This is a genomic window from Pseudoalteromonas sp. S2893 (assembly GCF_005887105.1).
Taxonomy (GTDB): domain Bacteria; phylum Pseudomonadota; class Gammaproteobacteria; order Enterobacterales; family Alteromonadaceae; genus Pseudoalteromonas; species Pseudoalteromonas atlantica.
Map to the genome: position 1 here is coordinate 20,932 of NZ_PNCY01000031.1, position 13,425 is coordinate 34,356.

Here is a 13,425-nt window from a genome sequence, read left to right on the forward strand (position 1 = left end):
CTAAGCGAATTGACGCTTTTCACCTTCGCCGTCAACATTGCTTACACAACGACCACAAATTTCAGGGTGTGCAGGCTCTGAGCCTACATCATCGCTGTAATGCCAACAACGCTCACATTTAGTTGCATCTGTGGCTGCTACGCTGATGTACAAACCTTCAATTTCAGTTGTTTGTGTATCACTTGGCTGGCTATCCACTGCAGATACTGTGACCGCAGACGTTAGTAATACAAAACGTAGCTCATCACCTAATGCTGCTAACTTATCAGCCAGTGCTTTTTCGGCGTATAAGTTAACGCTTGCTTGTAACGTTGCGCCAATCACTTCTTCTTTACGGGCTGCTTCTAGTACGCGGTTTACTTCGTCACGTACATTTAGAATCGCTTGCCAGTCATCGTTGCTAAATTGGCTGTTTGTCGGTGCGTGTAAACCGTCGTACCATACCGATGTAAATACGTAATCGCTACGCTCGCCCGGTAATGCTTCCCAAATTTCTTGAGCTGTAAAGCTCATAATTGGCGCCATCCAACGAGTCATTGCTTCAGCAATATGATAAAGCGCAGTTTGACAAGAACGACGTGCATGACTGTCGCTTTTTGCTGTGTACTGGCGGTCTTTAATTACATCTAAGTAGAACGAACCAAGCTCACCTGTACAGAAGTTCATTAGCTTTTGCGTTACTAATAGCATTTGGTAGCTATCGTAAGCTGCTAAAATTTCTTCTTGTAATTGGGCTGCACGGCCAACAATCCACTTATCAAGCTCAACCATATCATCAACAGCAACTTGGTCTGTTTTTGGATCAAAACCACTTAAGTTAGCTAACAAGTAACGGCTAGTGTTACGAATACGGCGGTAGCGATCTGCAGAGCGTTTAAATATTTCATCCGATACCGTCATTTCGGCGGTGTAATCGGTAGAAGCTACCCATAAACGTAAAATGTCAGCGCCAAGTTTATTCATCACGTTTTGTGGTGAAATAACGTTGCCTAACGACTTTGACATTTTGCGGCCGTTTTCATCTACGGTAAAGCCATGCGTTAGTACTTGCTTGTAAGGTGCGTGACCGTTAATAGCAACTGAGGTCATCATTGATGACATAAACCAACCACGGTGCTGATCAGAACCTTCTAGGTATAAATCGGCTGGGCCAACTAACTCTTCTCGTGCATCAACAACACATGCATGTGTTACGCCCGAATCAAACCATACATCTAACGTATCTTGTACTTTCATGTATTGCTTGGCATCTTCTTCGCCTAACAAGGTGGCAGGCTCTAAGTCATACCATGCTTGAATGCCTGATTTTTCTACCAGCTCTGCAGCTTGCTCAATAAGCGCTTGCGTATTTGGGTGTAAAGCACCAGTGTCTTTATCAACAAATAAAGCAATTGGCACACCCCAAGTACGTTGGCGTGAAATACACCAATCTGGGCGACCTTCAACCATGTTCGCAATGCGGCTTTCGCCCCACTCTGGCAACCATTGGGTGTTTTTAATTTCGCTTAACGAGTCTTGACGTAAGTTAGCCTGATCCATGCTTACAAACCACTGCGGTGTAGCACGGAAAATAATAGGTGTTTTGTGGCGCCAACAATGCGGGTAGCTATGCGTAAGCGCATGATGATGCATTAAAGCACCGCGCTCTGTTAGTACGTCAATTACACTGGCATTTGCTTTAAATACATGCTGACCAGCAAATAATTCTGTATCAGGTAGGTAAACGCCATTCGCGCCTACAGGGTTTGCTACTTCAAGATTGTAATTTAAGCCTGCCGCGAAATCTTCTTGACCATGGCCTGGCGCGGTATGTACCACACCCGTACCTGAGTCAGTAGTTACGTGGTCTGCTACAATTACCGGTACATCAAAATCGTAAAATGGGTGAGCAACGTGTAAGTTTTCAAGTGCTGCACCTTTAACATAACCTAGTACGTGGAAATGATTAAAGCCATAACGGTCCATTGCATCTTTAACAAGCTCTGAGCCTAAAATTAAACGTTGCTGTGAGCCTTCATCATCTACTTGTACTAAGGCGTACTCTAAATCTGCATGCACTGCTACCGCACGGTTTGCGGGTAAGGTCCACGGCGTTGTAGTCCAAATAACAGTACCTACACTGCCTTGGCCTTTATGGCCATCGGCTAAATCAAAGGCATTAACAACCGCGTCTTGATCTGCAAATGTAAAACGTACGTCAATCGCTGGAGATTGCTTATCTTGGTACTCTACTTCGGCCTCTGCTAATGCAGAACCACAGTCTGTACACCAATGCACAGGCTTTGCACCTTTATGAAGGTGGCCATTTTTAATAATACGACCTAGCACGCGAATAGCGTTTGCTTCAAAGTCATAGTTCATTGTTAAGTAAGGTTTGTCCCAATCGCCAAACACACCTAAACGTTTAAAGTCTACTTTTTGACCTTCAACTTGCTTTTTAGCGTAAGCACGGCATTTTTCACGAAACTCGCTCGCGGTTACTTTAACGCCTGGCTTGCCTACTTTTTTCTCAACCATTAACTCAATTGGCAAACCATGACAGTCCCAACCAGGCACATAAGGTGCATCAAAGTCAGATAAAGTTTTAGACTTAACAATTATGTCTTTTAAAATTTTATTTACTGAGTGGCCTAAATGGATATCGCCGTTTGCATACGGAGGGCCGTCATGCAAAATAAAGGTCTTTTTACCTTTTTTAGCGCTGCGAATTTGACCGTACAGGTCGTCTTCATACCATGCTTTAAGCATTTTTGGTTCACGTTGTGCCAAATTGCCACGCATTGGAAACTGTGTTTCCGGTAAATTCAAAGTATGTTTGTAGTCGCTCATTAATCCTACTTTCCGTATCTATCGGCTACCTAATTTAAACCAAAACACTGTTTTGCGGCGGCAACATCGGTTGCAATTTGTGCCGTTAACTGTGTTAATGTCTCGAATTTTTTCTCATCGCGAAGTTTTTTTATTAACTCCACGTGCATAAACTGTCCATATATATCTTGTGCAAAATCAAAAAGATGAACTTCTAACAAAGCACGAGTTCCATTAAAAGTGGGCTTGTTACCAATATTGGCTACCCCATAAACGTGTTTTCCAGCAATGTTTGCTTTTACGGCAAACACCCCATTTACAGGGCAAACTTGGCGTTTAAGCGCTATATTTGCAGTTCGAAAACCAAGCTCTCGCCCTCTTTTCCAACCATGTATTACACGCCCTGAAATAGCATAATTATGCCCTAGCATTAACTTAGCATTTTCTAAGTCGCCTGCGGCTAATGCTTCACGTATTAGTGTGCTGCTTACTCTAGCATTTAATTGGCGAAAACTCGCGGTGCTTTTTACATCCATGCCCGCTTGTTTGCCCATGCTGAGCAGTAAATTAAAATTCCCTTGGCGCTGTTTACCAAATTTAAAATCATCACCTACTGTGAGTGCTTTAACGCCTAGCTTTTTAATTAAAATATCACTAACAAATTGCTCAGCATGCATATTGGCAAATTGTTGGTTAAAGCTAATACAAATAACCCGCTCAATACCTAAGTTACTTAGTAATCTGAGTTTGTCGCGTAACCGAGTAAGTCGAGCTGGCGCATTGTTTTTAGCAAAAAACTCTTGCGGCTGCGGCTCAAATAACATCACAGTACTGGGTAAGTTATGTGCTTTGGCATCCGCTAACAGCCCTTTTAACACTTCGCCATGGCCTAAATGCACACCGTCAAAATTACCAATAGTCAACACACAACCATAATGTTGCGCTCGAATATTGTGTATACCTCTAATTAACTCCATGCCACCTAATGCCTTTTTCAGCGAGTATTATTAACGACTTTAAAATCGTTCAAAACCACAGGGCTGCCGATTATAATCTTTTTTTTAGTTTGATTCAGTAGTTGCTACACTTTTTATCGTATTTAGTCTTACACCAAGTAAAAACAGCACCGCAAAGTAACTTATTGCGGCAATTACTAGCAATGCAATTAACAACATTACTTGCTCAGAAAAGTGCCATGTAGCCCAATAATAACGGCTGCTGACGTACCACGTTAGAGCACCCATTACCAAGCTTGCCACTATGCACTTTACGCTAAAGCGCAGGCTCATTGCAGAAAACTGATACACGTTTTCTTTTTTAAGTTGCCTGTAAAGTAAAAAAGCATTGCAGCTGGCCGACATAGACGTTGCTAAAGCAAGCCCTAAATATCCTATAAACGGGGCTAACATAATATTAAATACCATATTAAGCACCAGCGTAATAATACCAATGCGCACAGGTGTTTTGGTATCTTGGCGCGAGTAAAAACCCGGCGCTAGCACTTTAATAAGCATAAAGCTAACTAACCCTACCGAGTAGGCAACCACCCCTAAGCTTACCGCTTTAACATGATCAACATCAGCGTCTTTAAATGCGCCGTGATCAAATAACACAGTAATGATAAGCGGGCTTATAATCATTAAACCAACCATGGCGGGTATGCCTAAAAAAATCACAAAACGCACCCCCCAATCTAACGTATGCTGAAAATCACTGAGCTTTTTACTGCTATGTAATTTAGAAAGTGCGGGTAAAATAACGGTGGCAATACCAATACCAAATAAACCAAGTGGAAACTCAATTAACCTATCTGAGTAATAAAGCCATGCGATAGAGCCCGTCATTAATAGCGAGGCAATCATGGTGTCGAGCAGGAGGTTAATTTGGCTTATTGAAACACCAAATAATGCCGGTAGCATAAGCTTACGCACTTTTTTAACGTTCTCGTCTTGCCACGCCCAGCGAGGACGTGCCAGCATTTTTGCTCGGTATAAAAATGGTAACTGAAACAACAATTGCACCACTCCGCCCACAAATACACCAATAGCTAACGCATACGCCCCCACGCTAAATTTGTCGTGCAATAAAATGGCGCAGGTAATAATTGAAACATTAAGTAATACGGGCGTAAAAGCAGCCACTGCAAAGCGGTTATACACATTCATTACCGCACCGCTAAGTGCTACCAAACTAACAAATAACAAATACGGAAAGGTTAACTTTAATAATGAGCTTGCCAGCACAAACTTTTCTGCATTGGGGCCACCTTGCCACCAATCTATAAACCAGCCAGTACCAAATAACGCGGCAATAACAGGCGAGGCAATAACGCCAAAAATAGTCACACAAAGCAAAATAGTGCCCAGCGTACCGGCAGCCTGTGCTACAAATAACTTAACTTTATCATCGCCATGGTGTTCTTTAATTTCGCTAAGTACAGGCACAAATGCCTGAGCAAAGGCCCCCTCTGCAAATAGACGGCGTAAAAAATTGGGAATACGGTTAGCAAACAAAAAAACATCAGCAGCTGCACTAGCACCTAATAAGTTTGCAACGACAGCGTCTCGTACTAACCCTAAAATACGCGATATCATTGTCATACAACTTACAATCATACCGGAGCGAAATAATCCTTTTGACACCTTAAACCTACTTAAAAACCTTTAGTTAGCGCAATTATGCCACAGTCTTTTTTATAAATCGCTTTAAAGCACTAGGCTGGGCGTCTGTGCTTTGTTACAATAGCGATATTAACTGCTAAAGCGGCAAATTGATGTTCGTTATAAGGAGCAGTTTTTCTTGAGTTGTTAAATTTAAATTGACATTCATGATAAAAACAGGCATATTCCACGGCCTTTAATTTAAGCTTTATTTAAGATTGTTAGGAGCAAACCTTGGCTAACATCAAGTCTGCAAAAAAACGCGCTATCACTAGCGAAAAAAACCGTCAGCACAACGCAAGCCGTCGTTCAATGATGCGTACTTACTTCAAAAAAGTAACCGCTGCTATTGAAGCTGGCGATAAAGAAGCTGCACAGCAAGCTTTCTCTGTTGCTACACCTATCCTAGACCGTTACGCAACTAAGGGTCTAATTCATAAAAACAAAGCAGCTCGTCATAAGAGCCGTTTAGCAGCTAAAATTAAAGCGCTATAATTTGTTTTATGATTAAAAAACCGGCCTAGGCCGGTTTTTTTATATCTAAAATTTGGTATTTAGCAATCCACTAAACTTTAAGCTGATTTAACGCATTACTATTAAAGCTGGTTAAACATTTTCCAAATCGGGATAAAACTTTTTCAACATGGCCGCAATTTTTTTAGGCGTAAATGGCTTAACTACAAACCCCTTAGCACCTTTATCGATGGCTTCTTTAACATTTTCTACTGCTGAATGGGCCGACACCATCACCACATTAGTTTCAGGGTTAATATCATTAATTTGCGCGATTAACTCTTTTCCATCGCCGTCAGGCAGTTCAATATCTAAAAAAATCATATTGTAATTAGCCGCTTGGCATTCGCTAATGCATTGTTTAGCCGTTGAAGCCTCTTTAACGTTTTCTATTCCTAAGTGCATGAGCGTTTGGCTCAAAAAACTACGCACTGTGCTAACATCATCTACTATTAAAATTGATAGCTGCGTATCCATGTATCTTCCTCGTAGGCTAAAAGCATTGTATAAGTTATTATATAACTAGATATTTAATCATTTTATTATAGAGACCTACGCTCAAAAGGCCAGATTTGCTTTATGTCAAACAACACAAAAAAACAATCATTGCTTGGTAAAACACCACAAAAAAGAAAAAACCCTGTAAAAAAGCCCCGCAATAGGCCGCAAACAGCACCGCAATCTTCAGCTAACCCAACATCAACCCCAGCGGAGCAGCCTGTAAAGTCTAAAAAAGGGTTACTTATTACGCTGGCTATCATTTTTGCTGTAGCCATTATTTTTCCAAAACCAACTTTGCTCACCTATAAAAAATTAGGGTTAGTGAGCGAAAGTATTTATTGGCCTGGGGTCTTTGGGTATGGCCGTACATTACTTGATTCAAACTTACACCCGCAGCTAGACGAGAAGCGCAATGCCCTTTATTTATGCGCAGATATGAAGACGCCGCAAAGCTGTCAAAAGTACCAACTAATAAAAAATAATGGCTTTTTTGCAGCACTAGCTAGCTATATTTAGCATTAAAAAAACTAATCTGAAAATTTAAAATTACTTGGTTGAAAGGTGTGCAAAAGATCAACATAATGGCGCTCCTTTTTTCAACAACTGAACTATTGAAACGACCATGCTAAACGAGCTAGATTGGCTTTTAAACACTGTATTACTTGCACTAGGTTTAGGTGCATTCTTTATTAACCACATAACAATACTGCGTGTTGCAGCGATCAGTGCATGTGGTCTGTTATTTTTGTCTTTTAGCTTGGATTTAATGTCGTCGAGTGTTATTTCGAATATGAGTTTAGTGTTGATCAATACATTTTACTTGTTCAAAGTGTATACGTTTGGACAATTTAATGTAACGCAGAGTTAACATTTCCCCTTAGAATATTTTATCGCCCAGCCTTGCTGGGCTTTTTTATTTGAAAAAATTAAAAGGCTTGGGGAACAGATTGAACTAAGATAAAATTTATCTCGTATTAATCCTCATTTAGGTCTTACTATGTCTTTATCTGATTTCGATTTATTTTTATCTTCTATGGAAGATGTAAAACCTATAAACCACGATACTGTAACTCCCCTTGCAAGTAATCCCAGTGCCACTCTTGCCCAACAAGAAAAACGCAAAGCTGCCGAGCTTAGCCTTGCGAATGACGAAAATTACTTACAATCTGAGCATGTAGAGCTTTTAGACCCGCATGCATTACTCAGTTTTAAAAAAGATGGCGTACAAAGCGCAGTATTTAAAAACTTACGCTTAGCTAAATACCAAGTTGATGCCACATTAGATTTGCATGGCCAATTACTTAAAAACGCACGCACAACATTATTTAACTTTATTACTGATTGCCACCAGCGAAACATTCGCGTTGTATTAGTTCGCCATGGCATTGGTATAAAAAATAAAGCTAAGCCCGGTATACTAAAGAGCTATGTTAATAAGTGGCTACAGGCTCTACCCGCGGTATTAGCGTATCATACCGCTTTAAAGCACCATGGTGGCAGTGGCGCAACGTATGTGTTGCTTAAAAAAAGTGATGAGAAAAAGCATGAAAACCGAGAGATCCATGCTAAACGGTACTAATTAACTTATTTTACTAAATACCAGTAACGAAGCGCACTTTAGTAATTGAATGTCCTAATGAAAGGTGGGTACTCTTTAATGATCTGGCTTTATTAGGCCAAAAACAAATTAACAGAGCCCCCTTTTTATAATTTGCCTGCAAATGCACTTATTCACTTTGTGAAGTTTGTGAACTTTTGCTTTGTGGCACTTGATCGGCACTTGCTTGGTTAAACCAAGCAGACACGCCTAGCACTATAATAGAAACCACTACTAAACTTAGTTTTACTCCGCCTTGACTTGATTTCATACGTTACTCTTATTATTTTTATTTTAGTGACTAAACTTCACAATAATTAAAATTACAAATGTTAACAAGCTGTTTGTTAAACTGTTTTGCTATCTATCAATAACCTTTTGTTCTATTAACCCGATTATTTAATGTAAGGCCGCTTTTTAGGCGATTAATATTTTCTGCAATTTGCGCTGTTACGCTATTTAAATCAGATAACGCGGCGCAGTGTGGTGTAATCGTTATTTTAGCGTTATGCCAAAATGGGTGGTCGTGCGGTAGCGGCTCTTGGGTAAATACATCGAGCGTGGCAGCCCTTAACATTTCACTGTTAAGTGCGTTTATTAAATCTTGCTCTACTAGGTGCTCACCTCTGGCAACGTTAATTACACAGGCATGGGCCGGTAACTTAGCTAATAAATCAGCATTAATAATACCCTTAGTATCTTTAGTTAGCGGCAGTAGGCATACCAAGTAGTCAATTGTAGGCAGCATTTCATTAAGGCCTTGCAGCTGAGAATATAGATGCACCTGCTCATCGCTTTTTTCAGTTTTTGACCAAGCGCTTACCGTAAAGCCATTCAGGGTTAGTTTTTTGGCGCACGCTTTACCTAGCTCACCAAACCCTAAAATACCCACGTGATTATATTTATATGCACGCTTAGGTTTATAATTGCATTGTGATTGCTTGACAAAATACTCTTTTAAACGCAGCTTGTGCGCAAGTAAATGGCCTAGCACGTACTCTGCCATATCTTGAGCAAGCTCAGTATCAACAATGCGAACCACGTCTACCTCTTTAGGCAATAAAGACATATTAATACTATCTACACCCGCCCCAAACGATGACACCGCTTTTAAGTTAGGTAATTGCTGCCACAAATTATCTGGTGCATTCCAGGCTAATACAAACTCTACATTGTTGAGCTTTTTACACTCTGGCCATTGCATTATTTCTTCATTGGGTAATAGCTCTTTTAGCTTTGCAATTAGCTTTGTATTATCTCGCCCGGTAATGGCTACTAATACCGACATAGAAGCTCCTAATTTTATTGAATAAATTTTATCTACACTAATAAACAACTGAGCAGCTCGTTATGTGCTCTTTAAAAAGTCACACAACTGCAAAGTAAATGTCACACCCTTTTTTTACTCTAAACAGGATGGCGAATAGGCCAAATTGTAAATGAGGTTAATATGATAAGCGTTGATAAAGTAATAGCAGCAAACTTACCACAATTAGAGAACTCCCCTAAAGTAAAAGGTTTAGTTAAAAAGGGGCTAGGCTACTTATTACATGAACAAGAATTTGTCGCCTTTGGCGATGCTTACCCCCATTTACAAGGGCTAGAGTTTGTTGAACAAGTGCTTGATGAGCTTGACTTTGATACCCGCTACAAACCAAAACAAATTGAAAACATACCCAGCGAAGGTAAGTTAGTTATTGTGGCTAACCACCCCATTGGCTCGCTCGACGCACTTGCGCTGATAAAAGTACTTTCCAGCGTTAGGCAAGATTTAAAAGTGGTTGCCAATCGCATGCTAATGTCGGTCACCCCTATGCATTCATTGCTGTTGCCAGTGGATAATTTATCGGGAACCAGTAAAAAACAAGAATTAAGTAATATACAAAAACACTTAAAAGATGAAGGTGCGTTACTTATTTTTCCTGCGGGAGAGGTCTCACGTTTAAGCCCTACCGGTATTAAAGATTGCAAGTGGAACAGTGGCTTTTTACGCATGGCTAAAAAAGCAAACAGCCCTATTTTACCTATTTATATAAAAGCTAAAAACAGCCCGCTTTTTTATGGCACCTCAATGATTTACAAACCACTTGCGAGCTTATTATTAGTAAAAGAAATGTTTAAGCAGCGACAAAAGTCATTAGAGTTTGAAATTGGTGCTTCCATTCCACCTGAGTCATATTTAATCGAAAACTTAAAAGATAAAGAAATCGTTAATCTCATTCGCAAACAACTTTATCGCCTTACCACTAAAAAGCCCCTTCCCCTTAAAACCCAAACCCCTATTGCTATACCCGAGTGCCGCAAAGAGCTAAAAAAAGCCATAGAGAGTTGTCAGTTATTAGGCAAAACACAAGATGGCATGCATATTCATTTATATCAGTACACTGGCAGCTCACCAGTGTTTAGAGAGCTTGGACGACTGAGAGAAATTGCCTTTAGAGCGGTAGGTGAAGGCAGCGGAAAACGCCGCGACATCGACAAATATGATATGGATTACCAACACTTAGTGCTATGGGATCCTACGCAGCTAGAATTAGTGGGGGCATATCGCCTTGCTTGTGCAAAGGAAATAATAGAGAAACATGGCCGAGAAGGCTTATACACCGATAGTTTATTTAGTTACACACAAGCAATGAAACCGTATTTAGAGCAAGGTATAGAACTTGGCCGCAGCTTTGTGCAACCTAAATATTGGGGGCGTAAAAGCTTAGACTACTTATGGTATGGTATTGGCGCATTTATTAAAAACTACCCGCAATATCGTTACTTATTTGGCGCGGTGAGCGTTTCTAACGCCTTGCCTGAACAAGCAAAAGCCATGCTCGTGCATTACTATCAACATTATTATAAATCAGAGCAACACCTCGCCACCCCCAATAACGAGTTTAAATTAAGCGAGCAACAACTCACTCAGTGTAAAACTGTTTTTAGTGGCAACGATGTAAAAGAAGACTTTGTAGAATTAAAACATGTACTGGCCAATATGGGGGCACAAGTTCCTACGCTATTTAAGCAATATACTGAGCTGTGTAAGCCTGGCGGCGTAAAGTTTTTAAGCTTTAGTATCGACCCCGACTTTAACAACTGTATTGATGGGTTAGTGCTGGTAGATTTACAAAACGTAAAAGAAAATAAAGCCAAGCGCTATTTAGGCTAGTCAAATAAAGCAGCGAGGTGATTCTCGCTGTTTATTTTTATTAGGCGATTACTATTTATGGCTAAAAATTCGCGCTAATAAGTCTGTGTAAATGGCCTCAATTTTAAGTAAATCGTCAACCGGAACATGCTCGTTTACCTGATGAATGGTACTATTTTTAACACCGCACTCAATAACTTGGGTATGCTGGTTTGCAAAAAATCGGCCATCAGAAGTACCGCCACTGGTACTTAACATGGGGTAACTCCCTGTTTGCGCATAAATGGTGTGCTCTAACTGCTGCAATAAACTCCACCCGTTTGTTGGTGCCGTATAATAGGGCTCACACGCTCGCTCCCATTCAACCTCAAGGTGCTGGGCGTATTCACTCAGCGCCGCTGATATACAGTGCTTTATTGCATTGCTTGTATAACCATGGCTATATCGCACATTAAAGGTAATTTCGCATTCACTAGGCACTAAATTATCAACAACATTATTTATATTAATGCCGGTCACTTGCAAGGTGGTTTTAGAGCTTGGCTCATCGTCAGGCCATGTTAAATTACTTAAACAATTTACAATATTACCCGCAATATGCGCAGCATTTATAGTGTTCTGTGGGTAGGCAACATGTCCGGCCTTGCCGTGAACTTTTATACGAGAAGAAATAGCGCCTCGGCGACCATTTTTAATTGTATCGCCTACGTGTGTAGAGCTTGTCGGCTCACCAACAATACAGCCATCAAGCTGTATATTATTTTTTGCTAAACGCGCGGCTATTACCTCTGAGCCAAATACGGCCTCTCCTTCCTCATCGGAGGTAATAAGCCAGTAAAAACGCCCTTTTTTACTTTTAGTCTCTTTTAATAGTGCCTTAGTAGCACCAAGCATAGCCGCCACGCCGCCTTTCATATCGGCAGCGCCGCGACCATACACGGCATTATTAATAATATTGCCGGCAAAAGGCGGGCTTAGCCAGTTGCCCGACTCTGCGGGCACAACATCAATATGCCCAGAAAACGCAACACAAGGTCCTTCTTGCTCAAAACTAACGTAGGCAATTAAATTGGTAACGCCTTCACAAATAAACTGCTCACAGTTAAAACCAAGCGCAGTTAACTCATTGCTAAGCCAATCTATGGCACCGCCTTGGTTAGGCGTTACAGACTCAAACCTAATAAGCGTTTGCGTATTTTTTACCACCGCGCTTAAAGGCTCACTTACACTGTTTTGCGATACTTTTGCAACAGACATAACAACACACTCAATAACCATAAGAGAGATTATTAAAGCGCGAGAATATGACCAAATAATGGCAAAGTTAATACAGTGCGATGACCGTTAAATATATAACTGTGTCAATTAATTAAAATACTTTTTGCACTGACTTTAATCTAAATCAAGAAAAGGGTTCACATACTTCAAACATTTTTGAAACTTTGATCTAGAACAGGTTTTCAACGCTCGGAGATTGTAATAATAGCGTCAATCAAAAAGTAGTTATTGGAGCACAACATGAAAACCCAAATCAGCATTGCATTACTTACCTCTTTACTTGCTATTACCCCTGCAGCGCACGCTAACCTTAGCGTTAATGTTGGCGCTATTAATGTAAATCCAGATAACAGCAGCTCGGCAATTAACGAAGCGCCAACCCTGGGTCTTAAAGGCGACTCTGACACGCAGCTAGGTATTACAATCGATTATGCATTTAACGATAAGTGGGTGGTAGAGCTTATTGCCGCTACGCCGTTTTCGCACGATGTAAATGGCGCGGGTGGGTTAGCTGGCAATAAAATTGCCGACATCAAACAGCTTCCGCCATCATTGGTTGCGCAATACCACTTTTTAGATACAAGTTACGCGCTACGCCCGTTTATTGGTTTAGGGTTAAATTACACCACCTTTTTTGACGAGCAGCCTTCTCAAGCGCTAAAAGCAACCCTAGGCACTGATGATGTTGAAGTAAAACTCGATGATTCGTTTGGCTTTATTGCACAAGTAGGCGCTAACTATAAAATCGATCAACATTGGGGGCTACATGCCATGGTATCAATGATTGACATAGATACCGATGCCACAGTGTATGCAAACGGTGCAAAAGCCCTTACATCAACCGTTGAGCTTGACCCTGTCGTTGCCATGTTTGGTGTAAGGTACAGCTTTTAATTAAGTTTGCAGCGCCTATGTTCTATGTGTTTAAGGCC

At 40.7% G+C, this 13,425-nt stretch carries 13 protein-coding genes; 6 read left to right on the plus strand and 7 right to left on the minus strand.

Going from position 1 to position 13,425, the window contains the following annotated elements; all coding sequences use genetic code 11:
- The 3 genes from ileS to murJ all read right to left on the minus strand — a co-directional run bounded on the left by ileS (position 1) and on the right by murJ (position 5,408).
- A complete protein-coding gene (gene ileS / locus CWC04_RS14895) occupies positions 1-2,829 on the minus strand; it encodes an isoleucine--tRNA ligase (protein WP_054983029.1) in 2,829 nt (942 codons plus the stop codon).
- Between the two features lie 29 nt (positions 2,830-2,858).
- A complete protein-coding gene (gene ribF / locus CWC04_RS14900) occupies positions 2,859-3,785 on the minus strand; it encodes a bifunctional riboflavin kinase/FAD synthetase (protein ID WP_004588357.1) in 927 nt (308 codons plus the stop codon).
- A gap of 84 nt (positions 3,786-3,869) precedes the next feature.
- Positions 3,870-5,408 (minus strand): murein biosynthesis integral membrane protein MurJ, encoded by a 1,539-nt coding sequence (gene murJ / locus CWC04_RS14905; RefSeq protein WP_417655527.1) that lies wholly within the window; start codon positions 5,406-5,408, stop codon positions 3,870-3,872.
- A 294-nt stretch (positions 5,409-5,702) separates the two neighbouring features.
- Between murJ and rpsT the strand changes: the two genes are divergently transcribed.
- Positions 5,703-5,963 (plus strand): 30S ribosomal protein S20, encoded by a 261-nt coding sequence (gene rpsT / locus CWC04_RS14910; protein ID WP_004588355.1) that lies wholly within the window; start codon positions 5,703-5,705, stop codon positions 5,961-5,963.
- Positions 5,964-6,074: 111 nt separating this feature from the next.
- Here the strand turns inward: rpsT and CWC04_RS14915 are convergent, their stop codons facing one another.
- Positions 6,075-6,458: a response regulator gene (locus CWC04_RS14915; RefSeq protein WP_004588354.1), complete on the minus strand. Its 384-nt coding sequence runs from the start codon at positions 6,456-6,458 to the stop codon at positions 6,075-6,077.
- 102 nt (positions 6,459-6,560) lie between these two features.
- Between CWC04_RS14915 and CWC04_RS14920 the strand changes: the two genes are divergently transcribed.
- The 3 genes from CWC04_RS14920 to smrA all read left to right on the plus strand — a co-directional run bounded on the left by CWC04_RS14920 (position 6,561) and on the right by smrA (position 8,061).
- Positions 6,561-6,998 (plus strand): hypothetical protein, encoded by a 438-nt coding sequence (locus CWC04_RS14920; protein ID WP_138685800.1) that lies wholly within the window; start codon positions 6,561-6,563, stop codon positions 6,996-6,998.
- A 106-nt stretch (positions 6,999-7,104) separates the two neighbouring features.
- Positions 7,105-7,350 carry a hypothetical protein gene (locus CWC04_RS19865; protein WP_083901815.1) on the plus strand — a complete coding sequence of 82 codons (246 nt, stop codon included), beginning with the start codon at positions 7,105-7,107 and terminating at the stop codon, positions 7,348-7,350.
- Positions 7,351-7,479: 129 nt separating this feature from the next.
- The gene (gene smrA, locus CWC04_RS14930) at positions 7,480-8,061 is read left to right on the plus strand and encodes a DNA endonuclease SmrA (protein WP_024032280.1); all 582 of its coding nucleotides are present in this window, start codon (positions 7,480-7,482) and stop codon (positions 8,059-8,061) included.
- Positions 8,062-8,209: 148 nt separating this feature from the next.
- On the opposite strand, the gene CWC04_RS19695 is transcribed toward smrA, so the two are convergent.
- Positions 8,210-8,350: a hypothetical protein gene (locus tag CWC04_RS19695; RefSeq protein ID WP_024032281.1), complete on the minus strand. Its 141-nt coding sequence runs from the start codon at positions 8,348-8,350 to the stop codon at positions 8,210-8,212.
- Positions 8,351-8,446: 96 nt separating this feature from the next.
- Positions 8,447-9,367, minus strand: a complete 921-nt coding sequence (locus CWC04_RS14935) for a 2-hydroxyacid dehydrogenase (RefSeq protein WP_126007805.1) — start codon at positions 9,365-9,367, stop codon at positions 8,447-8,449.
- 162 nt (positions 9,368-9,529) lie between these two features.
- Between CWC04_RS14935 and olsF the strand changes: the two genes are divergently transcribed.
- On the plus strand, positions 9,530-11,236 hold the full coding sequence (olsF, locus tag CWC04_RS14940; protein WP_029774118.1) for a bifunctional ornithine lipid synthase OlsF: 1,707 nt from the start codon (positions 9,530-9,532) through the stop codon (positions 11,234-11,236).
- Positions 11,237-11,287: 51 nt separating this feature from the next.
- On the opposite strand, the gene dapE is transcribed toward olsF, so the two are convergent.
- Positions 11,288-12,472: a succinyl-diaminopimelate desuccinylase gene (dapE, locus tag CWC04_RS14945; protein WP_138685801.1), complete on the minus strand. Its 1,185-nt coding sequence runs from the start codon at positions 12,470-12,472 to the stop codon at positions 11,288-11,290.
- Positions 12,473-12,733: 261 nt separating this feature from the next.
- Between dapE and CWC04_RS14950 the strand changes: the two genes are divergently transcribed.
- The gene (locus tag CWC04_RS14950) at positions 12,734-13,387 is read left to right on the plus strand and encodes an OmpW/AlkL family protein (protein ID WP_138685802.1); all 654 of its coding nucleotides are present in this window, start codon (positions 12,734-12,736) and stop codon (positions 13,385-13,387) included.
- Positions 13,388-13,425 lie beyond the last annotated feature (38 nt).